A 21,408-nucleotide genomic window follows, 5' to 3' on the forward strand; every position below is an offset into this window, starting at 1 on the left:
GACGCCATCGTCCGCGGAATGTCGCACATCGACAAATGCTGCCCCGGCGGACTTTCCGAGAACGACAAGAGTTCCTACGAGATCGAACTCCTCGGCCAAGCACTCTCCGGTGCGACACCGGCGCAAGTGCTCGAACACGCCCGTACGATCGCCACCACCCTCGCAGGCACCACTGACATTGGCATCCCCGCCGCCGACGACTCGTCGTTGAACGCCGTCAACGTCCGTACCGCCGACGACGGCCGCGTCGACATCCGCGCCGACCTCACCCAAGTCGTCGGCGAGAAGTTCCTGGCGATGATCGACGAACGCTCCTGCCCACGCCCCGAACCCGACGGCGCCGACGACCGACGCACCGCCGAGCAACGCCGCGCCGACGCGTCCGGGACCGCAACCGTCCTTTGACAACTCCAGAGCGAACCGAGGTTGGCGTTCAGGCCAGAAGGCGATGACGACGATCTCGGGGCCGAACAAGCAAGGGGCAGTTTGAGTCGCATGTCGGACCAAACTGCCCCTTGCTGAAGATGGGGCCATGACCTATTGCAGATCCTCGGCGGGACCGCCGTAACCGCGCCTCGCTTCGTACCGGAGCAGTATCCACGTGCACAGCGCAACCCAGATCGCGCCGAACAACCACCCCGAGATCACGTCCGTGGTCCAGTGCACGGCCAGTTGTATTCGGGTGAGGCCCACAAGGATCGACAGCACGGGTGCGATCGCCAGGATCCAACGATGTGAGCGCACCCAGGTAGAGCAGCGGTACGCCGCGACAGCGAACAGGCCGAACACGACCATCGTCATCATCGCGTGCCCCGACGGATAGGAGAAGGTGTCGATGTTGAGCAGGCGGTCTTCGACGGGCGGCCGGTCCCGCGCGAACGAGTACTTCAGCGCCTGCATGACCGCATAACCAACAAGCACTCCGGCACCCACGAAGACGGCGTCGGCCCGGTGATGGGTCACCGCGAGCGCGATGACGACCACACATGTCAGCACCGTCATCGTCACGGTGTTGCCGAGCAGCGTCAGCACCTCGGCGATCGAGATCCACGGCTCCGAGCGGTTCTGGACGACCCAGTTCAGGATGTTCTCGTCGATCGTCGCCGGAGAGATCAACATCCCGTCACCCTAACCGCGTCACCCAAGTCGCCTTCAAGTGCGTCACAAGCGGCACGGCCGACTGTGGTCATCGAATCAGCCCGACCCCCGTACCGATGAGGACACCGACGATGACCACCCACCCCGCCCGCTCCACACACCCGATCCAGCTCATGCTCCCCGGGCAGGCCGCCGCACCCGAAGGCCCGATCGACCCGTTCATGATGTACGTGCTCCACCACGGCTTCCGGCGCGACCTCGCCGACTTCGCCGCCACCGTCCCGGTCACGCCCATCGACGACGCGGGGACGTGGCGCGCGCTCGAGCGGCGATGGACGATGTTCGGACACGCGCTGCATCACCATCACGTCGGCGAGGACTTCGAGTTGTGGCCACTGCTGCTCGAGCGCTGCGACACCACCGAGCAAGCCGTACTCGCGGCCATGGAGTCCGAGCACGACGAGATCGATCCGCTGCTCGAGGAGTGCTCGGAAGGGTTCGCGCGGATGACCGGGCACGCCGACGACGCGACCCGCGCGGCACTCGCGGACGCGCTGCGACGCGCCGAGGCTGTACTCGGCAGGCACCTCGCCCACGAGGAGACGGACGCGATCGCGATCGTCCAGCGCCGGATGACGCCGTACGACTGGAACGCCTTCGAGGAGAAGATGGCCAAGCGGGCGGGTCTGGCGGAGACCCTGCGGACGAGTCCGCTGATGGCAAAGGGATTGACGGGTCCCGATCGGGACGCGGTGTACGCCCGCATCCCCGCCGCCCTGCGGCTGATGATCGCACTCGGCGGACCGAGATTCCGTCGGCTCGACAACCGGGCGTTCTACTACAACCCGCGCTGACCACCGACGTCCGCGGAGCTCACCGCGCCAGCGACCGTCCGATGACCAGCCGCTGGATCTGGTTGGTGCCCTCGAAGATCTGCGTGATCTTGGCCTCGCGCATGTACCGCTCGACCGGGAAGTCGCGGGTGTAACCGTATCCGCCGAACACCTGGACCGCGTCGGTCGTGACCTTCATCGCGGCGTCGGTGGCGACGAGCTTGGCGGTCGCGGCAGCACGCGTGTAGTCGATACCGGCGTCGCGACGGCGAGCGGCGTCGAGGTAGGTCGCGCGGGCCGAGTCGACCGCGGCGGCCATGTCGGCCAGCACGAACGACAGACCCTGATGATCGATGATCTTGCGGCCGAACGCGGCTCGTTCCTGCGCGTAGTCGACGGCGGCGTCGAGCGCGGCCTGCGCCAGACCGGTGGCCACCGCCGCGATGCCCAGGCGCCCCGAATCCAAAGCGGAGAAGGCGATCTGGAGTCCCTGCCCCTCCGACCCGAGCCGGCGCCCCTCCTCGACGAACGCACCGTCGTACGACGCGCCGGTCGTCGGGACCGCGTGCAGGCCCATCTTGTCCTCGGGCTTGCCGAAGGTGAGCCCGTCGGTGTCGCGGGCGACGAAGAAGCAGGACACGCCCTTGGAGCCCTCACCCGTGCGGGCGAAGACGTTGTACACATCGGCGATGCCGCCGTGGGTGATCCACGCCTTGGAACCGGTCACCGTGTAGCCGCCGTCGGTGGGCGCGGCGCGACATGCGAGAGCTGCGGCGTCGGACCCGGCCTGGGGTTCGCTGAGACTGTAGGCGCCGATCAACCTGCCGTTCAGCAGGTCCGGCAACCATTGCTGTTTCTGCTCATCGGTACCGAAGTTGAACAGCGGATGGCAGGCCAGTCCGTGCACACTCACTGCCACGGCGACCGCGGCCCAGCGCGCGCCCAATTCCTCCAGCACCTGGAGGTAGACCTCGTACGGCTGGCCGCCGCCGTCCCACTCCGTCGGGTACGGCAGACCGAGCAGTCCCGCCTCACCGAGTTCGGCGAACAGCCCGTCGGGATACCGGCGGTCCTTTTCGTACTGGTCGACGATGGGCGCCATGCGCTTGTCCGCGACGTCGCGGACAAGTGCGATGAGGTCGCGCGCCTCGTCGTTGGGTAGCAGGCGATCGACCGGCATCACAGACCTCCAGGGAACGGCAATTGATAACCAAACTAGTACTCAAGTCTTCACCACAGTACTATTTCGGCATCGGGGCGTACAGCCGACCGCCACACGTTGCGCAGAAGGAGCGAGCATGCCGACTCAGGGTTTCGCGACCCGGCGCCGGGCCGCGTTGTTCGACGCACTGCTCGAACTGATCCTGCGCGAGGGGTTCGCACACCTGTCGATCGGCTCCATCGCGGCCGAACTGCGATGCTCGAAGTCGACGCTCTACACGCTGGCGGCCAGCAAGGAGCAGCTGGTCACCGCCACCGTGACGCACTTCTTCCGCACCGCGACCGAACAGGTGGAGTCGCGCGTCGCGGCGTCGTCGAGTCCGCGCGACCGGGTCATCGTCTATCTGGTCGCGGTCGGCGAGGCACTCGCACCGGCGTCCGAGGCGTTCATGCGCGACCTCGACGCCTTCGGACCCGCCCGCTCGCTGTACGAACGCAACACGGCGGCAGCGTCGTCGCGAGTCCAGGCGCTCATCGCCGACGGGGTGGCGGCGGGCGAGTTCCGCAACGTCGACGCGGCGTTCGCCGCCGACCTGGCGTCGTCGATGATGAGCCGGATCCAACGGCGTGAGGTGTGGGCGGCCACCGGCCTCGACGACGCGGCCGCCTATCGGCAGCTCGCGTCCATCCTCACCGCCGGGATCGACGCCGGCGACGCTCGAGGTGCGTGACACCCGCGGCGTCGACCCACCAGTCGACCCGAACCTCACGATCGATGTCATTGCCGCGCAGCATGATCCACAGTTCGTCGTGTAGCCGAGCCTCGCCGCGCGGGACCTCGGCGCCACGGACGGCTCCGAAACGCACCACATCGGGGTGCGCCCAGCCGACCGCCTCACCCGGCGCGGACACCGTCGTCGAGTACTCCTCGCTCGCGAGCGGCAGGTCCAGCAGCGTGCCCAGGAGGTCGGCGTCTGCGATGGTCACCGTCGGGCCGGCGAGCACGCACTCGTCGTCGGCGAGCGCCTGGAGGAACCAGGGCCGGTCGACCACGACCGCGCGATCGTGCGCCCGACCGGACAGTGTCCGCACCCGCTCCGGTACCTCCACATCGTGCGGGTCGACGGCTCCCCGCCGGCACGCGGCGACGACGGCGGCATGAATCGACACCGCCGCACCCGGACTGATCGCACGTTCCCGATCGCCGAGCCGGGTCAGCAGCAGCGTCGCGTCGTCGGCGGAGTCGGGTTCCAATCGGGCGAGGGCGCCGCCGAGTTCGTCGGCGTGCGGGTGGTCGAGTGGGTCGATGACGCCCTCGAGGACGTCATCCGACGGTGCTCGGTACTCCCCCAGCAGCAGACCGTCGACCTCGGCATGGCGTCGTAGCCACCAGGCCGTGTAGCCCGCACGGTCGGCGAGCAGCGGCCGGATCCGATCGTCGGTGGCCAGCATGGACAGCGCAGCCGGCCAGCGCCGGTCGTCGACCAGATCGAGATCCCGCACCGCGCTGAGTTTCTCCGGAGCATCGGCGAGGGTCTCCCACCAGTCCTCCTCGTCGGGCAGGTCATGGTCGGGCGCGACGGGAAGGTCGTCGTCGACGACGACGAAACCCCACCCGACGCCGATCCGGCGCAAGTGCTCGGCGCCGCACTCGGCGACCACCTCGGCGTCGACGACGCCGAACGGGTGATCGTCGACCAGGACCTCGAGCAGCGGACTGCCGGGCAGCAGGAGTTCATCGGCCGGACGCAGCTCGCCGTCGGCGTCGAGCAGGGCGAGCGCCGACAGCCACGACGGCACCGGCGCCTCCGGGTCGGCCGCCAACACCGCGCAGACCTCGGCGGCCAGTCCGTCGTCGGCCGCCTCGAAGTCGACGTCCTCGACGAGACTGCGCAGCGCCGGGTCCCCGACCGCCTCGGCCACCGTCAGATCCGCGACGCCGAGTCGCGTCAGCAACTCGTGGCGGGCCTCGGGATGCACGGTGGGAATCCACCGCATGGGCGTCGAGATCCGGTCGCTGACGAACAGGCCGCGCACCCCGATCGCGGTCCGGCCGTCCGACCTCGGGATGGGCAGGGCCCCGAGTTCCTCGACCTCGCGCCCGGTCGACACCAAGGGGGCCAGGGCGTCGTACAGGTCGTGCCACCACGAGGGTTCGCGGTCGACGCCGACGAGCCGTTCGGCCAGTTCCGCAAGCCCGAGTTCCGATACGCCCAACCGGCCGAGCGCCGGGAGATGCTGTGTCAGTGAGAGATCCGGGTGGACCAGGTCGCCGAAGAGTTCACCGAGTATCTCCGCGAGCCGATCGGTCAGGCCCACGAGCATCACCGCACGCGGTGGCATCAGGTCCGCACCCGCGGCCGCCGGAAGCCATGTGGCGTCGCGGAGTTCGCGCCGCACCGCTTCGATGAGACGCGCATCGTCGGGATTGCGCGCCAGATGCAGCTCCGGGACCAGGCGCACCCTGCGCGACGGTTCGACGAGCCGGATCAGATCGACGTAACCCGCTGCCGCATCGCCGATCTCGGCGCGCGGGTGGAGATGGCGCCGGTCCGGGGTGAGCGCGAGGTCGGTGATGCAACGGCACGGCAGGCTGAGTTCGATGTCGGTCGGCGTCGGCGCACGCAGGACATCTCCGGCCGGCCCGGGCTCACCGTCGGCGTCGACAAGCCAGCGCGTACCGCCACGAGCGACCTCGAGCCAACGACGTGTCGACGGCAGGTCGGTCGAGGCGGGTCCACCGACGACCGTCACCGTGGTCAGCACCGACTGCGCGGCATCGTCGTCGACATCCGGGCCCGCCGACCGCTCGGCCGACACCTCGACCTCTCCGACGATGATCCGTTGCAGCGCAGTCAGTTCGACGACGAGGTCCGGCGCCTGGGCCAGCATCGTCTCGAGGAGCGGACCGGGGTCCTCGCGGAGGTGAAGCACCACCTCGGTGTCGAAGCCCGGTGCCGGTTCCCGGTCCGTCGGCCACACCAATCGGAGCACCGGCACGTGTGATGCGGCACCGAGGGTGATGCCTGCGGCTCGCGCGGCCTCCAGCGTGGCGGACCGGTCGAAGACCACCGACCCACTGCGCGAACGTATCTCGACACGGTCGGCGACCGTCGCGGTCGCGGTGAACCCGACGCCGAACCTCCCGATCTGCCGATCACCCGGATCACCCGACGTCTTCGCCGACACCCGCAGCGCGGCGAGTGAACGCACCCCTGCATCGGTCAGCGGGGCGCCGGTGTTCGCGACGTGCAGTTCCGCACCGTCCACCCACACCGCGAGCCGACCTGCGATGCCGGCCGCCGACGCGGCGTCGGCGGCGTTCGCGGCGAGTTCGGTCAGGAGCCGATCCCGATATCCGACGGTCACCAGATCCGACTCGGCGGCCGCATCCTCGGCGAGCCGGGTCGGCGACGCCGCCCATGCATCCAGCGTGGAGGACCGCAGCACCGCGGTGTCGAACGGGTCGTCGCTCACGGTCGGGGCGCGCCGGATCAGGTTCGGGCCGGTTCCGCGTCCCGGGAGATCGCGACGACCTCGATCGCGCCGTCGTCGTAGGCGTCGTAGGCCGGCGACCCGTCGCCCTTTGGCCCCTGCACGTCCGAATGCGCACCGCACCCGTACTCGGCCGAGACCACGCGCCCGTCGGCGGCCAGTTCGTTGGTGCACGCACCGAACCCGGCCCGCAGAGCACCCGCCAGCGGAACGTAGAAGCCGCACGTGCAGCAGGGGTACGGCGCGGCCTGGGCCATCTCCGAGCCGGGGCCGAAGTCGCCGTCGTACCAGCGCTGGGCGGCGTCGGCGCGCCCTTCCGGGCTCAGCAGTCGCTTGCGGCCGAGTCCCAGCTCACCCGCGATCTGACCGATGTCGTCGGGGTCGACGGAGTCGGACTCGAAGCGGAACTCGTCGCCGGTGTCGATCTGATTCGGCACCAGACGCGGGTCGTCGGGCTCGGCGGCGAGCAGATCGCCCGGTGCGAGGTCACCCGATGCGACACGCTCGGCCCACGGCACCCACGGCGGCGCGAGCAACGAGCCGTCGCCGGGAAGCAACACGACCTCGCTGAGCGTGATCTCGTCGCTGCCCGGGGAACCCGCCAGCACGACGCACCACTGCCACCCCCGGTAGCCCGCGAGCTCGGCGTCGAAGTAGTGCGCGGCTGCCCAGTCGCCCTCGGCAACACTGCGCCGATGGGCGCCCGGCCGCTGACCTTCGTCGAGCAGCGCAGCACGCGCGATGTCGACGGCCGCCAGGAGCCGTTCGCCGTTACCGTGCCGTTCGCCGTCACCAACCTGAGTCACTGCTCCAGTGTGCAATATCGCCGACGTGTGCCACACAACCGACCCGCTTCAAGCGACCACAGCCGGAGATGAGGAACAATCGTCAGCGTGATCCCACGGAGTTCCCGACACGACGAGGGGCGCGGGGCCCCCAGGGGTCCCGCGAACCAGCATCCCCATCAGCCGCCGCCCGACGACCGCGCACGACGCGCCGCGCAGCACCCCGGTTCGACCAACTATCCGGTCGACGAGACGCGACAGATGCGCACCCGGAGACCGGCACCGGGATGGGGAGAGCCACCGGCCGGCCCCGGTCCCGGCCGCAACGCCTACCTCCCCCCGCCCACCCACAATCCGCACCTCCCGCCGCTCGACGACCGCGGCCGGCCGCCGTCGGAGGACCGGACCCGCGCGATGCCGGCCGATCACGGGCCCCAGAACGCTTCGGACCAGACCGGTTCGGCCCGGGCGCCGAAGAAGCTGACGGTGATGCGGGTCGCGGCGATGCGCAGCCGTGAGCTGACCGGCAAGGGACTCGGCAAGATCCACCGGGCGGCCACCGCCGACGGCGCCGACCAATCGGGCCTCACCGCGCTGACGCTGCCGGTGATCGCCAACTTCGCCGCCGACGCCGCGATGGCCGTCGCGCTGGCCAACACGCTGTTCTTCGCCGCCGCGACGGGTGAGTCGAAGACCAACGTGGCCCTGTACCTGGCGCTGACCATCGCGCCCTTCGCATTGATCGCTCCCCTGATCGGACCTCTTCTCGACCGGCTGCAGCGCGGTCGCCGGATCGCCATGGCCACGACCTTCGGCCTACGGGTCGTCCTGGCCCTGTTGATCATGTCCAACGTCCAGTGGAACGACGTGACCCAGCAGCTGGAGTACGACCCGTGGGTGCTCTATCCGTGCGCCCTCGGCCTGCTGGTGCTGTCGAAATCCTTTGGCGTGCTCAAGTCGGCCGTCACCCCCCGGGTGGTGCCGCCGACCATCGACCTGCCACGGGTGAACTCCCGGCTGACCACCTTCGGCCTGATCGGCGGCACGATCGTCGGTGGCGCGGTCGCCGCGGCCATCGAATTCCTGCTCGGCCAGATACTTCCGCTGCACCTGCCGGGCGCCATGGTGTGGCTGGCCGTGGTCGCCGCGGCCGGCGCCTATCTGTGTATGCGCATCCCGTCGTGGGTCGAGTCCACCGAAGGTGAGATCCCGACGACCCTCACCTACCACGGCGAGCCCGCGCGGTCGGCCCCCGGCGACACCGATCAGCCTGCGAGCGCCCGGGACGGCGCCAAGATGATCGCCGCCAAGATGCGCCAGCCGCTGGGACGCAAGGTCGTCGCGGGGCTGTGGGGCAACGGCACGATCCGCATCCTGACCGGCTTCCTGACACTCTTCGTGGCGTTTTATGCCAAGGCCCAGCAGGGCGACGCGTCGGACTGGACCCAGCTGCTGCTCCTCGGTGCGGTCGGTGCCGCCGCCGGCGTCGGCAACTTGATCGGCAACGGCATCGGGACCCGCCTCGAGCTGAAGAACCCGCCGAACATCGTCGTCGGCGCAACCGCCGCCTGCTTCGTCGTCGCGGTGCTGGCCGCCGTCTTCGGCAACATCGCCGCGGCCGCGGTCGCCGCCCTGGTCGCCTCGGGAACGAGCGCGATCGGCAAGGTCTGCCTGGACTCCTCGATCCAGGACGACCTGCCCGACGAGTCCCGCGCCTCGGCGTTCGGTCGGTCGGAGACGGTGCTGCAGTTGTCGTGGGTGTTCGGCGCCTCGCTCGGGGTGCTGTTGCCGCCGACCCTGTGGATCGGATTCACGGTCGTGTCCGTGCTGCTCGGCCTCGGGCTGCTGCAGACCGTGATGACCACCCGCGGCAAATCACTGGTCCCCGGTCTGGGCGGTCGTCGCCCCGACCATGCCGCGCCGACCGTGGCCTTCCGCGCGGCCGGCGCCCGGTCGGACATCCGGCCCGGCCCGGCCGACGCCGACACCACACCGCACGCCCAGCGTCCCTCGACCGCCCGGATGCCCACCCGGACACCGTCGACCGCTCCCTTCGAGAATCGGGGTGAGCGCCCGTACAGCCACGGCGATCACCCCCCGCACAACCAGACAGGACAACGCCGTCAGTGATCAGCAGTGGTGAGAAGAAGGCTCTGTCGATCATCGCGATCGTCGTCGTGCTGTTCGTGGCGGTGGTGGGGACATCGGTGTTCCTGCTGACCCGCAACGCGAGCTCCGACGACCAGCCCTACCTGCACGTCGCGGTCGGCGACGAGTTGCACACGGTCGATCCGCGCTGGTGGTGCGACCTGATGCTGACCGAATGCGATCCCGAGATCACCGCGCCGCGCGAGACCGCGGCGGTACCGGTGCCGGTGAATTCGACGGTCATGCTGACCGTCTCGAGTGAGATCGCGCAGGGCCCGTGGAACCTGGCGGCCGTCTACCAGACGCCCCGCGGGCTCGTCGAAGACGAGCAACCGCAGGGATCGGACAGCACCTACACGCTGACGCTGCGATCGGTGCCGGACCGGGTCCTGATCGGATTCACCGTCATCTCCGCCTCGGCGCGGCTCTCCCCCGCCGACGAGGTCCTGCCCCGCGGTGAACTCGCGGTCCAGACCGCACCGGACGCCTAGGTCCTCAGGAATCGGTCCTCAGGAATCGAGCTCCCGCGCGACCGCACGCACGACTTCCGAGATCCGCTGCGCGGTCTTGCGGTCCGGGTAACGGCCCTTGCGCAGGTCCGGCTGGACCTTGCCCTCCAAGAGGGTGATGAGGTCGGCGACCATGCCGTGCAGCTCGTCGGGCGAGTGCCGCTTGACGTCCTTGCGGGCGGCCTCGCGCACGTTCTTGGAGACACTGGGAGCGGGCTCGAGCACCTTCACGCTCAACGCCTGCGGTCCGCGGCGACCGGCGGCCATGCCGAACTCGACGCGCTGTCCCGGCTTGAGCGCCTCGACGCCGTCGGGCAACGCTGCCGAACGGACGTAGACGTCCTCACCGCTCTCCTGGGAGAGAAAGCCGAAGCCCTTGTCCGCGTCGTACCACTTCACCTTGCCGGTCGGCACTGTGCTCACCCTCATCTGTACTAGAACTGTCGAAAAACGACCCGTCACGACAAAAGACGCCGTCACCCATCTCGGCGGTCCGACGGCGAATGCCGCGCGGGCCCAGACGGATGCAAGGCGCCTGCTGCGACCATCCTAGCCAACGCCCCACCCCGAGGTCACACCATTACCCGGCGGACGCGCATCGCGCGGCGTCGGACCGATCGCCGTTGCACTACCGTGGCAGGTATGCAGAAGACGTCGTCCCCGCGATTGCTGCAGGCGGCCGGGGTTGTGTTCGGAATCGGAATTCTGGCGGTCGTGGCGTTGTTCCTCACACCGTTGGTGACCGACGGCGACACCGCACCGACCGCCGTCTACCTGCTGACCATGTGCGCACCGCTGGGATTCATCCTGGGCCTGGTGTACGCACTCCGTGCCGGACGCCGAGCCAGGTGAGGACCTTGACCACAACCATCGACACCACCCCCGACCTCTCGCCGGTCTCCGACGGGCGGGCGCTGCGCGATGCCTACAGCTGCTTCCCGTCCGGCGTCGTCGCGGTGTGTTGCGAACGACCCGACGGGGATTCGACCACCCTGATCGGAATGGCGGCCAGTTCGTTCACCACCGTCTCGCTCGATCCGCCGCTCGTCTCGGTCTGCGTCCAGAACACCTCGACGACCTGGCCGCGGATCCGCACCGCACCGGCGATCGGGGTCAGCGTGTTCGCCGGCGACCAGATCGAGCTCTGCAAGCAGCTCGCGGGATCGTCGGAGCACCGCTTCGACGGCATCACCCCGTTGAGCACCGATCGGGGTGCGGTCTTCGTGCCCGACGCCGCCGCGCACCTGTCGTGCACGATCCACAACGAGATCCAGGCCGGCGACCACACCGTCGTGCTCCTGGAGATCGAGTCGCTGCGCGCCGATCCCGGTGTCGAACCCCTGGTCTTCCACGCCAGCACGTTCCGTGCGCTCGAGGCACGGAAGGATCCCACCCGGAAATGAGTCTCTGCGCAGCATGAACACCGTCGGCCTCGGAATCCCATTGCCTGTGTCCCCCCGGGACGCAGCGGCTTCCGACGCGCCGGCCGAGGGTCCGCTGCGCGACACGTTCGGCCGGGTGGCGAAGGATCTCCGGGTCTCGGTCACCGACCGCTGCAATCTGCGTTGCTCGTACTGCATGCCCGCCGAGGGCCTGGACTGGATGCCCACCGACCAGGTGCTGTCCACGGACGAACTGATCCGGGCGCTGACGGTCGCGGTTCGCGACCTGGGTATCGACCGCATCCGGTTCACCGGCGGTGAACCCTTGCTGCGGCGCGATCTGGAGGACATCATCGCGGCCGTCGCCGGCCTCCCCCAGGCCCCCGAGATCGCGATGACCACGAACGGACTCGGACTGCCACGACGGGTGGCGGGCCTGGTCGACGCCGGCCTCGACCGCATCAACATCTCGCTCGACACCATCGACCCCGCCCGATTCGCCGAGATCACTCGGCGAGACCGGCTGACGGACGTGCTCGACGGCCTGGCGGCGGCGCGCCGCGCCGGACTCGACCCGGTCAAGGTCAACGCCGTCGTGCCCGCCCGCGCGGATCTGGCGGGCGTTCCGGACCTGCTCGCGTACTGCCTCGAGCACGGTTACGAGTTGCGGATCATCGAGCAGATGCCCCTCGACGCCGACCACGCATGGCAGCGAGCGCAGATGGTGACCGCCCGGGAGATCCTCGCAACGCTGCGTGAGCGCTTCACCCTCCTGCCCGATCCCGCGCCGCGCGGGAGTGCTCCGGCCGCCACGTGGCTCGTGGACGGTCACCAGGGATCTCACGGGCCCGCGCGCGTGGGGGTCATCGCGTCGGTCACCGAGCCCTTCTGCGGGGACTGCGACCGCACCCGGCTCACCGCGGACGGGACGCTGCGCAACTGTCTGTTCGCGACGTCGGAAACCGATGTCCGCACCGCTCTGCGCACACTCCCCGACGACGAGATCGACGCCGCGCTCGCACACCTGTGGCGCGGCAACATGTGGGCCAAGGCGGCCGGTCACGAGGTGAACGCCGCGGGCTTCCGGCAACCGGACCGACCGATGTCGGCGATCGGCGGCTAGGCTCGCGTCCGATGCAGCTCACAGTCCGATTCTTCGCCGCCGCGCGCGCCGCGGCCGGCGCCGAGGAGAGAGTCGTCGAGATCGACCCGACGACCACCCTCCGCGTCCTGGAAGAGACCCTCGCCGCCGGAAACCCCTCCCTCGCCACGGTTCTCGAACGCTGCTCGTATCTGCGCGACGAGATCGCGTTCTCCGATCGGACGCGCGCACTCGGCACGTGCACGACACTCGACGTTCTCCCGCCGTTTGCCGGTGGCTGACGCCACACCGCGCATGTGACCTTTGTCACATAACGGTGGAGTAACAGGATGGGCACGGGACGGCCACTAACCCGTTGAACTGGGATGACGCCCAAAGTGGGTCGGAAGACCCGGATCCGGGCCGAAAATCGCTTGCGTTCAGCCAGGTGATTCAGTCCAACGAACGACGTACTGTACGAAGCGTCCTCCTCGGAGGTCACGACACAGCAACCAAGACATAACGTCCCACCGGCCGCGCCGAGCCTCGTTCCGCCGGTGGGAACGACAAGCAATCTAGGAACGAGGACGGGGGACCCAACCTCATCCCCTGAGACCGGACACCACACCAGGTGTCCTCGGGGTTAAGTCCCGGAAGCCGCGGCGACCACCGCGACGACCGGGGCCGAGCACCTCTCGCTCGAACCCGACAGCTGACTTCGTAGGCGCGTGGAGAGAGGAAACACATACATGTCCGGACGTCATCGCAAGCAGACGACCAGCACGGCCGCCAAGACCATCACGAAGGTCGCCCTCACCGGCGCAGTCCTCGGCGGCGGAGCAGCCCTCCTGGGCACCGGTACCGCCAATGCGGCCACCGACGCCGAGTGGAACCAGGTCGCGCAGTGCGAATCCGGTGGCAACTGGGCCATCGCGACCGGCAACGGTTACCACGGCGGCCTGCAGTTCTCGCCGAGCACCTGGACCGGCCACGGCGGCGGCGAGTTCGCCCCGACCGCAGACCAGGCCTCCCGCGAGGAGCAGATCGTCGTCGCCGAGCGCGTGCTCGGATCGCAGGGCAAGGGCGCCTGGCCCACCTGCGGCACCGGTCTCTCGGGTTCGACCCCGCGCAGCGCGCCGACCGACACCCCGCGTGAGATCGCCCCGGTGCTCCCCGGCGGCAACGGCAGCGTCGACCTGGCCAAGACGACCGACGACGTCGCCAAGCAGGTCACCGACGCCCTCACCGAGGCCGGCGTCAGCCCCGAGATCAAGAACCTCTGGCAGGCGGCCAAGGACAGCGGTGTCTCGCTGAACCAGGACCAGATCAAGTTGTTCAACGACAACAAGCACCTGCTGCCCAACCCCTGATCCGGGACACAGACGAAGGGCCCCGCACGATGAATCATCCGTGCGGGGCCCTTTTCCAATGGTCTCGACAAGCTCGACCAGCGGGGGTCGGCTCAACCAGCGGGGGTCGGCTCGACCAGCGAGGGTCGGCTCAACCAGCGGGTCTATGCCGAATTGACCCACTCGTCGGTGCCGTCGTCGAAGAACTGGTGCTTCCAGACCGGCAGCCGGGACTTGACCTCGTCGACGAGACGCGAGCAGGTCTCGAACGCCGCCCGACGATGGTCGGCGGCCACCGCGACCACGAAGGCGATGTCGCCGATCGCGAGGTCGCCGACCCGGTGGGAGACGGCGACCGCCCGCACGCCGTCGACCGCGGAGACCTCCTCGACGACGTCGGCCAGCACCTTCGTCGCGGTGGGATGCCCGGAGTAGTGCAGGGCGGTCACCTTTCGCCCGCCGTCGTGGTCACGGACGGCGCCCACGAAGCCGACCACCGCCCCGGCTTTGCCCTCGGCGGCAGCGGCGACCATCGCCTCGTGGTCTGCCAGCGTGATCGGCTCGTCGACGACAGCGGTGTGCACCACGCGGGTGCCGGCATCTCCGGTCATCGGTGGTCGCCTCCGCGGATCTGATCGAGTGCATGGTGGACGACGCCGGCGAGTACGCCCAGCCCGTCGCGGACCCCGCCCGTCGAACCGGGCAGGTTCACGACGAGCGTCGTGCCGGCCACCCCGGCGAGCCCGCGGGAGAGGACGGCGGTCGGCACCTTCGGCAGCCCGGCCGACCGGATCTCGGCGGCCAGACCCGGGATCTCGAAGTCGAGGAGCGGCCGGGTCTGTTCCGGAGTCCGGTCGGTGGGCGTCAGACCTGTTCCCCCCGTGGTGATCACGAGGTCGACCTCGGCATAGATCGCGGCGCGGACGGCATCGCCGACCGGTGGGCCGTCGGCCACGACGTCGCACTCGTCGACCCGGAAGCCCTGCTCGGTCAGCCACGCCTCGATGATCGGGCCGGACCGGTCGGCGTAGACACCGCTGCTGGCGCGGTTCGACGCGACGACGACACGAGCGACGCGTGGTGTTCCCGGATCAGTCATCGGCCGGGTCAGCCGGGTCGCGGTACCAGTCGCCCGACTTGCCTCCGGTCTTGGCGAGGAGGCGGATACCGTCCATCTGCGCGCGTCGGTCCACGGCCTTGACCATGTCGTGCAGTGTCAGGCCGGCGACGGCGACCGCGGTCAGCGCTTCCATCTCGACGCCCGTCTGACCGGAGGTGGCCACGGTCGCGGTCACCTCGATCGTCTCGGCACCGATCGCGAAGTCGACCTCCACCGACGACAACGCCAACTGGTGGCACAGCGGAATCAGCTCGTCGGTCCGCTTGGCCGCCATGATCCCGGCGATGCGCGCCGTGGCGAGCACATCCCCCTTGGGCAGCCTCGACTCACTGAGGAGGCCGATCACCTCGGCGGTGGTGTGGAACGTGCCGGCGGCGACAGCGCGACGCTTCGTCGACGGCTTGGCCCCGACGTCGACCATGCGGGCCGACCCGGAGGCGTCGAGGTGGCTCAGCCGGGAGCCGCCGTCGCCTCCGGTGGGCATCGACGTCAGCGGTTGACGATGGTCTTCGACTGCACGAACGGCAGCTCGTCGACCGGAAGCGGGAACTCGGTGTCGCCGAACGGCGACAGCGCACCGGAGATGTGGGTCGCGAGTTCGGAGACGGCATGCTCGGCGGCGTCGCCGTTGTCGTCCTGCGGCCAGCCGTTGTCGACGTAGTGCTTCTTGCGGCCATCGGATTTCACGACTCGGCCGGTGCCGGCACCCGCTTCGCCGGGGGTGGATGTTTCAGCGCCAGATTTGTTTGCCACGTCGAGCATTGTGCCATGTCGTTCGGATGAACAAGTGCCGTGTCAGGGCAGGACGGCCGTGCGAGGGGCTATCGTCGTCGCAACACAGGTCACGCCACCAGGAGACGCCCATGGCCGCCCAGCCAGTCGAGGTCGCCGGCTACCCGGTGATCACGCGGTTGGGCAGCGGTGGAATGGGCACCGTCTATCTGGTCGAGAACCCCCAACTGCGTCGGCGCGAGGCCCTCAAGGTGATCTCGATCGCCGAGACCGTCGACGAGGAGTTCGCGCGGAGGTTCAGCCGCGAGGCGCAGACCGCGGCGGCGCTCGACCACCCCGCCATCGTGACGATCTATCACTACGGCGTCACCGACGGCGACCCCTGGTTCACGATGACCCACCTCGACGGGCGCGACCTCCGCCGCGCCTCGCTCCGCCCGGACGAGGTGGCGACCGTCGTCTCCCGGGTCGCCGACGCGCTCGACTACGCACACGAGCACGGCGTGATCCATCGCGACATCAAACCCGGCAACATCATGATCACGCGACGCGCGATGGACGACGCCCTCGACCGCGTGGTGGTGCTCGACTTCGGGATCGCGAAACTCACCACCGCCACCACGTTGACCGCGCCGTCGTCGTTCGTGGGGACCCTCGTCTACGCGGCGCCGGAGATCCTCGACGGCAAACCGGCGGGCCCCGCGTCGGATCAGTACGCCCTGGCCTGCACGGCCTACGAATTGCTCTCCGGCACAACCCCGTTCGACGCCGACACGCAGACGCGCCACATCGTCGCGAAGCTCACGACACGGCCGGCGCGGATCAGCACCCATCGACCCGGGCTCGCCGCGCTCGACCCCGTCTTCGACCGTGCACTCGCGCGCGGCCCGCTCGACCGGTATCCCACCTGCCGCGCGTTCGCCGCGGATCTGCACGCCGCGCTCGACCGGGCCGGCGCCGACGACCGACCACGCGCCCCCCTCCCGGCGACGCAGGTCATCCCGCCGCGATCGCCGGCGGACCCGACCCTGGCCTGGGGCTCCACCCCCACGCCCGCCCTGGCACCTCCCACTCCCCCGCCCCCGACACCTCCGGCGCGGACAACGGCGCGCCGGCGCCGGTGGCCGCTCGCGCTGGCCGCGGTCGTCGCGGTCGCGGTCCTCGCGGCCGTGGTCGCCATCGGCGTCGTCACCCTCGGCGGCTCTGACGACGGGGCCACCACCGATGCCGGGTCGTCGCCCCTGGCGGCCACGGACGCCCAGGCGCAGCTCAGCGCCGGTCTCGGTACCACGTGTTCGATCCGCGACGGGACCGCGTACTGCTGGGGCGACAACGCCGCCGGCCAGATCGGCGACGGCACGACCGACACGCGCCAGACGCCCACGCGGGTCGCCGATCTCAGCGGCGTCACCGCCATCAGCACCGGTGGCCCCAACAGCTGCGCGATCGCCGAGGGCGTCGCCTACTGCTGGGGCAACAACGACTACGGGCAGGTCGGCGACGGCACGACCGACGCGCGCCTGACGCCGACCCGGGTCGCCGACCTCGCCGACGTCACCGCCATATCGACCGCCAACTGGGCCACCTGCGCGATCTCGGCGGGCGCGGCGTACTGCTGGGGCACCAACGACTTCGACCAGCTCGGCGACGGCTCCGCCGCCAATCAGTACCGACCGGTCCGCGTCGGCGGCCTCGACGACGTGACCGCGATCAGCGTCGGCGTGAACTTCGCCTGCGCCGTCGCCGCGGGCGACGCCTACTGCTGGGGACTCAACGACAACGGGCAGGTCGGCGACGGCACGACCACCAATCGGGCCAGCCCGACCCGGGTCGCCGACCTGGACGGCGCGACCTCGGTCTCCGCCGGCGCCGCCACCGCCTGCGCGGTCGCCGGGGCGAGCGCGTATTGCTGGGGCAACAACGACTTCGGGCAGCTCGGCGACGGCAGCACCTACGGGCGCCGCACGGCGACGCCGGTGACCGGCCTCGGCGAGGTCGAGTCCATCAGCACGGGCACGTCGAACACCACCTGCGCACTCGCCGGGGGCGTCGCGTACTGCTGGGGCGCCAACGCCTGGGGATCGGTCGGCGACGGCACGCTGACCGACCGTCCGGCGCCCACCCGCGTGAACGAATTGTCCGATGTGAGTGCGGTATCCGCCGGCGAGCGGACCTCGTGCGCGCTCGCGTCGTCGTACCTCTGGTGCTGGGGTTTCAACGCCACCGGGCAGCTCGGCGTCGGCGGCACCGACGACCGTCCGACCCCCACGCAGGTCACGTTCTGACGACGGTCCCGTCATCCGGTTGAAGGGTGCCCCGGGCCCCTCCGGTTTCGGTATCGTCCCTGCATACGTCTGCGAGAGCAGTCATTTGGAAACCCGTCGGGCGCCAAGTCCAGGAAGAGGTGACGCCGTGCCGTTGAGTCCCGGCACCCACATCGCCGGTTATCGCGTGGTCTCTCAGCTCGGCGCGGGCGGTATGGGCGAGGTGTACCTCGTCGAGAACCTGCAGTTGGAACGGCGCGAGGCCCTGAAGGTCATCTCCACGGCGGTCAGTGCGCAGCCCGGCTTCAACCAGCGCTTCACCAACGAAGCACGCACCACCGCGAAACTCGACCATCGCAGCATCATCACCATCCATCAGTATGGGATCTCCGACGGCTCGCCGTGGTTCTCGATGAGCTACGTCGACGGCAAGGACCTCACCGAGGAGCGCCTGACGCCGGCCGAGGTGTCCACGGTCGTCACCCAGGTCGCCGACGCCCTCGACTACGCGCACCGCCACCACGTGGTGCACCGCGACATCAAGCCCGCCAACATACTCGTCACGCGAGACCCGGCCACGAGCGTCGTCGAACGCGCCCTGGTGCTCGACTTCGGCATCGCCAAACTCGCCGGCTCGGCCAACCTGACCGGCACCCATTCCTTCATCGGGACGGTCGCCTTCTCGGCCCCGGAGACTCTCGAGGGCGCCGACGCCACGGCGCGGTCGGACCAGTACTCGCTGGCCTGCACCGCGTACGCCCTGCTCGCGGGACAGCCTCCCTTCGTGGGGCAGTCCGAGCCCTCGGTGATGCTTGGACACATCCAGCGTCCGGTCCCTCACATCGGCCAGCTGCGCGGCGACCTCGCCCACCTCGACCCGGTGTTCCAGCGCGCGTTGTCGAAGAACCCCGCGGCCCGCTACCCCGACTGCCGCAGCTTCGCGGCCGCGCTGAAGTCCGCTCTCGATTCGCCTGCGGCGCAGGGAAACACGATGGTCGCCGGTTCGGTGCCACCGCCCACCCTCGTCGGCGGCGGCACCGGCGGCCCGTCCGCCGGGCACCCCTCGGGACCCCAGCAGCACTTCGGCCCACCCCACGGCCAGTACACGCCTCCTCCGCAGGCGACGATGACCGGGCCGTCGGGGCCGCAGCCACTGATGAACAAACCGTCGGGACCGCAGCCGATGTACTCCTCGGCGCCCCACCTCTCGGGCCCGCACGCGCAACCCGGCCAGCCCCAACCCGGATACCCGGGCATGCCGCCGGTCCCGCCGGCAAAGAAAAAGCGGACCGGGCTGATCATCGCCGGCGTGCTCGGCGCCGTCCTGCTGCTCGTGGTCGCGGCCGTCGTCGGTCTGGCCGTCATCGGCAGCACCGTCGACGACCCGGAGAAGGCCACCGTCGCGCAGCCGGTGGTGACCACCAACTTCGGCAGCAGCTGTGCCGTGGTCACCGGCAGCGTGCACTGCTGGGGCGACAACGACACGGGTCAGCTCGGCGACGGCACCACGACGCCGCACACCCGCCCGGTCCCGGTGACCGGCGTCTCGAACGCCACCGCGGTCGCCACCGGCGGCTACCTCACCGGCGAGAACGCCTACGTCTCGACGGCCTGCGCGATCGCCGCCGGCGATGCCTACTGCTGGGGCAACAACCACTACGGCGAAGTCGGCAACGGCACCAGCGGATCGACGGTGGACGCCGCGACGAAGGTCGGCACCATCTCCGACGTCAAGGCGATCTCCACCGGGTGGGGCACCACCTGCGCGGTCGCCGGCACCGACGCCTATTGCTGGGGCAACAACGAGTACGGCCAGCTCGGCACCGGCGGCGGCACCGACCCGGTGTCGGCCCCGACGAAGGTTCCCGGGCTCGGCGTCGTCACCGACATCGCGACCGCCTACGGCACCACCTGCGCCGTGTCGGACGGGTCGGCGTTCTGCTGGGGCGCCAACGACAACGGGCAGATCGGCGACGGAAGCACGACGGCACGCTCGGCGCCGGTCAAGGTCGGCACACTGACCGACGTCACCGACATCGCCATCGGCGGCTATCACGAGGCATCCGATGACGACGACCCGAACACCAACACCAGCACCTATTTCCAGACGACCTGCGCAGTCGCCGGCGGCGACGCCTGGTGCTGGGGCTCCAACGCCTACGGTCAGATCGGCGACGGCACCAGCGAGACCCGTCAGGCACCGGTCAAGGTCAGCAACCTGAGCGGGGTCTCGGCCATCTCCACCGACTGGGGCACCACCTGCGCGGTCTCCGACGACCGGGCCTTCTGCTGGGGCGACGACGACCGCAGCCAGCTCGGCTCCTCCGGCGGTTCGGTGAAGATCCCCCGCGAGGTCTCGACACTGACCGACGTCACGTCGATCTCGACCGGCAACGGGACGTCGTGCGCGATGTCGGCGGCGTCGGTGTACTGCTGGGGATTCAACAACGACGGTCAGATCGGCGACGGCTCCAGCGGCGACGGCGCGAACCGCACGACACCGACGAAGCTCACCATCTGACCTACGTCCCGGATCTAGGTCTCCCTGGACCCGATGAGCGCCTCGGACACGGTCCCGGCCGCCGTGCGCAGCGCCCCGACCGCACGGGTACGCAGGTCATCGTCGAATCGGGCCACCGGCCCCGAGATGCCGACCGCCATGGGCGTGGGAGCACCGGGGACCGCGACCGCCATGCCGCAGACCCCGACCTCGTGTTCTTGTTCGTCCGTGGCGACGCCGTCCGCGCGCACCTGCTCGACGGCGGCGAACACGCCGGACAGCGACGTCACACTCCACTCGGTGGCCGCGGTGAGCCCGGCCTGGGTGACGTGTTTGAGGATGCGCGCGTCGTCGAGTTCAGCGAGGACGGCCTTGCCCACCGCGGTGTTGTGCATCGTCACCCGACGGCCGACCTCGTTGTTGGTCCGCATGCTGTGCGGCGACGGGACCTGAGCCACGTAGATGACCATGTCCCCGTCGAGCACCGCGAGACTCGCGGTCTCGCTGAGCTCGCCGACCAGCGAGGCGAGGACGGGCGCGGCGACTGCGCCGAGCTGCCGATTGGCCACCTCACCGAGCCGGATGAGCCGGGGGCCCAGGGCATATGACCGATTCGGGAGTTGCCGGACGTAGCCGATCCCCACGAGCGTCCGCAGCAGCCGGTGAATGGTGGGGGGCGGCAGCGGCGATTCCGCCGACAGATGACTCAGGGAACACTCGCCGCCGGCGCGCCCGATGAGTTCGAGCAGCTCGAATGCCCGCTCGACGGACTGCACACCGCCCGAGTTCCCCGCCATCGCCACCTCCACAGTCCGACATCACGCTACGTTCCATCATGTGAAACCACAATCGGCATGCATTGCGCTCCAGGAGTGGTGGCAGGCACCCGATCTGCAGTAAACTCCGCCCTGCGGAATTCTTTTTCCACCAATCGTCATTAGGGGGCGCCTC

21 protein-coding genes, 1 pseudogene and 1 riboswitch are annotated in these 21,408 nt (G+C 69.7%); of the genes and pseudogenes, 12 read left to right on the forward strand and 10 right to left on the reverse strand.

Translation table 11 applies throughout. The annotated features are described in order from the left end of the window. Positions 1–381, forward strand: a pseudogene (locus AMD30_RS22215) (HNH endonuclease); the annotation flags it as partial. 156 nt (positions 382–537) lie between these two features. Here the strand turns inward: AMD30_RS22215 and AMD30_RS22220 are convergent. Further along, positions 538–1,119: a phosphatase PAP2 family protein gene (locus tag AMD30_RS22220; RefSeq protein ID WP_055477135.1), complete on the reverse strand. Its 582-nt coding sequence runs from the start codon at positions 1,117–1,119 to the stop codon at positions 538–540. 110 nt (positions 1,120–1,229) lie between these two features. Between AMD30_RS22220 and AMD30_RS22225 the strand changes: the two genes are divergently transcribed. After that, positions 1,230–1,952, forward strand: coding sequence for a hemerythrin domain-containing protein (locus tag AMD30_RS22225; protein ID WP_055477149.1), 723 nt, complete (start codon positions 1,230–1,232; stop codon positions 1,950–1,952). Between the two features lie 19 nt (positions 1,953–1,971). Here the strand turns inward: AMD30_RS22225 and AMD30_RS22230 are convergent, their stop codons facing one another. After that, on the reverse strand, positions 1,972–3,111 hold the full coding sequence (locus AMD30_RS22230) for an acyl-CoA dehydrogenase family protein (RefSeq protein ID WP_010844322.1): 1,140 nt from the start codon (positions 3,109–3,111) through the stop codon (positions 1,972–1,974). Positions 3,112–3,229: 118 nt separating this feature from the next. On the opposite strand from AMD30_RS22230, the gene AMD30_RS22235 reads away from it, so the two are divergent. Beyond that, on the forward strand, positions 3,230–3,823 hold the full coding sequence (locus tag AMD30_RS22235) for a TetR/AcrR family transcriptional regulator (RefSeq protein ID WP_010844323.1): 594 nt from the start codon (positions 3,230–3,232) through the stop codon (positions 3,821–3,823). Here AMD30_RS22235 and AMD30_RS22240 read toward each other — a convergent pair. Further along, on the reverse strand, positions 3,783–6,569 hold the full coding sequence (locus AMD30_RS22240) for a sacsin N-terminal ATP-binding-like domain-containing protein (RefSeq protein WP_055477136.1): 2,787 nt from the start codon (positions 6,567–6,569) through the stop codon (positions 3,783–3,785). The genes AMD30_RS22235 and AMD30_RS22240 overlap by 41 nt on opposite strands. 17 nt (positions 6,570–6,586) lie before the next feature. Beyond that, positions 6,587–7,393: a DUF3027 domain-containing protein gene (locus AMD30_RS22245; protein WP_010844325.1), complete on the reverse strand. Its 807-nt coding sequence runs from the start codon at positions 7,391–7,393 to the stop codon at positions 6,587–6,589. A gap of 87 nt (positions 7,394–7,480) precedes the next feature. Here AMD30_RS22245 and AMD30_RS22250 point away from each other — a divergent pair, with 87 nt between their 5' ends. Then, positions 7,481–9,502: an MFS transporter gene (locus AMD30_RS22250; protein WP_055477137.1), complete on the forward strand. Its 2,022-nt coding sequence runs from the start codon at positions 7,481–7,483 to the stop codon at positions 9,500–9,502. Next, positions 9,499–10,011, forward strand: coding sequence for a DUF2771 family protein (locus AMD30_RS22255; RefSeq protein ID WP_014925744.1), 513 nt, complete (start codon positions 9,499–9,501; stop codon positions 10,009–10,011). The genes AMD30_RS22250 and AMD30_RS22255 overlap by 4 nt, the downstream gene beginning before the upstream one ends. An 18-nt stretch (positions 10,012–10,029) precedes the next feature. On the opposite strand, the gene AMD30_RS22260 is transcribed toward AMD30_RS22255, so the two are convergent. Further along, positions 10,030–10,443: a cold-shock protein gene (locus AMD30_RS22260; protein WP_055477138.1), complete on the reverse strand. Its 414-nt coding sequence runs from the start codon at positions 10,441–10,443 to the stop codon at positions 10,030–10,032. A gap of 228 nt (positions 10,444–10,671) precedes the next feature. On the opposite strand from AMD30_RS22260, the gene AMD30_RS22265 reads away from it, so the two are divergent. The 5 genes from AMD30_RS22265 (at position 10,672) to AMD30_RS22285 (ending at position 13,862) form a co-directional block, all read left to right on the forward strand. After that, the gene (locus tag AMD30_RS22265; protein WP_010844328.1) at positions 10,672–10,881 is read left to right on the forward strand and encodes a hypothetical protein; all 210 of its coding nucleotides are present in this window, start codon (positions 10,672–10,674) and stop codon (positions 10,879–10,881) included. Between the two features lie 5 nt (positions 10,882–10,886). Next, a complete protein-coding gene (locus AMD30_RS22270; protein ID WP_010844329.1) occupies positions 10,887–11,432 on the forward strand; it encodes a flavin reductase family protein in 546 nt (181 codons plus the stop codon). 13 nt (positions 11,433–11,445) lie between these two features. Further along, the gene (gene moaA / locus AMD30_RS22275) at positions 11,446–12,534 is read left to right on the forward strand and encodes a GTP 3',8-cyclase MoaA (protein ID WP_055477139.1); all 1,089 of its coding nucleotides are present in this window, start codon (positions 11,446–11,448) and stop codon (positions 12,532–12,534) included. Positions 12,535–12,545: 11 nt separating this feature from the next. Next, positions 12,546–12,794, forward strand: coding sequence for a MoaD/ThiS family protein (locus AMD30_RS22280; RefSeq protein ID WP_014925741.1), 249 nt, complete (start codon positions 12,546–12,548; stop codon positions 12,792–12,794). Between the two features lie 257 nt (positions 12,795–13,051). Further along, positions 13,052–13,235, forward strand: a riboswitch (cyclic di-AMP (ydaO/yuaA leader). A 6-nt stretch (positions 13,236–13,241) separates the two neighbouring features. Continuing rightward, the gene (locus AMD30_RS22285; protein WP_010844332.1) at positions 13,242–13,862 is read left to right on the forward strand and encodes a transglycosylase family protein; all 621 of its coding nucleotides are present in this window, start codon (positions 13,242–13,244) and stop codon (positions 13,860–13,862) included. Positions 13,863–14,005: 143 nt separating this feature from the next. Here the strand turns inward: AMD30_RS22285 and AMD30_RS22290 are convergent, their stop codons facing one another. The 4 genes from AMD30_RS22290 to AMD30_RS22305 are packed head-to-tail and all read right to left on the reverse strand — an operon-like array spanning position 14,006 to position 15,723. Then, positions 14,006–14,452 carry a molybdenum cofactor biosynthesis protein MoaE gene (locus tag AMD30_RS22290; RefSeq protein ID WP_055477140.1) on the reverse strand — a complete coding sequence of 149 codons (447 nt, stop codon included), beginning with the start codon at positions 14,450–14,452 and terminating at the stop codon, positions 14,006–14,008. After that, the gene (locus tag AMD30_RS22295; RefSeq protein ID WP_055477141.1) at positions 14,449–14,940 is read right to left on the reverse strand and encodes a MogA/MoaB family molybdenum cofactor biosynthesis protein; all 492 of its coding nucleotides are present in this window, start codon (positions 14,938–14,940) and stop codon (positions 14,449–14,451) included. The genes AMD30_RS22290 and AMD30_RS22295 overlap by 4 nt, the downstream gene beginning before the upstream one ends. Further along, the gene (moaC, locus tag AMD30_RS22300) at positions 14,933–15,445 is read right to left on the reverse strand and encodes a cyclic pyranopterin monophosphate synthase MoaC (protein WP_014925738.1); all 513 of its coding nucleotides are present in this window, start codon (positions 15,443–15,445) and stop codon (positions 14,933–14,935) included. The genes AMD30_RS22295 and moaC overlap by 8 nt, the downstream gene beginning before the upstream one ends. Before the next feature lie 5 nt (positions 15,446–15,450). Beyond that, a complete protein-coding gene (locus AMD30_RS22305; RefSeq protein ID WP_055477142.1) occupies positions 15,451–15,723 on the reverse strand; it encodes a hypothetical protein in 273 nt (90 codons plus the stop codon). A 101-nt stretch (positions 15,724–15,824) separates the two neighbouring features. Between AMD30_RS22305 and AMD30_RS22310 the strand changes: the two genes are divergently transcribed. Both AMD30_RS22310 and AMD30_RS22315 read left to right on the forward strand, forming a co-directional pair. After that, on the forward strand, positions 15,825–17,978 hold the full coding sequence (locus tag AMD30_RS22310) for a protein kinase domain-containing protein (protein WP_055477143.1): 2,154 nt from the start codon (positions 15,825–15,827) through the stop codon (positions 17,976–17,978). A 127-nt stretch (positions 17,979–18,105) separates the two neighbouring features. Then, a complete protein-coding gene (locus AMD30_RS22315; protein ID WP_055477144.1) occupies positions 18,106–20,478 on the forward strand; it encodes a protein kinase domain-containing protein in 2,373 nt (790 codons plus the stop codon). 14 nt (positions 20,479–20,492) lie between these two features. On the opposite strand, the gene AMD30_RS22320 is transcribed toward AMD30_RS22315, so the two are convergent. After that, entirely contained in the window at positions 20,493–21,254 is a 762-nt protein-coding gene (locus AMD30_RS22320) for an IclR family transcriptional regulator (protein ID WP_035718116.1), read from the reverse strand. Positions 21,255–21,408 lie beyond the last annotated feature (154 nt).

Origin of the sequence: Gordonia sp. HS-NH1 (genome assembly GCF_001418765.1) — a bacterium.
In the GTDB taxonomy this organism is placed as follows: domain Bacteria; phylum Actinomycetota; class Actinomycetes; order Mycobacteriales; family Mycobacteriaceae; genus Gordonia.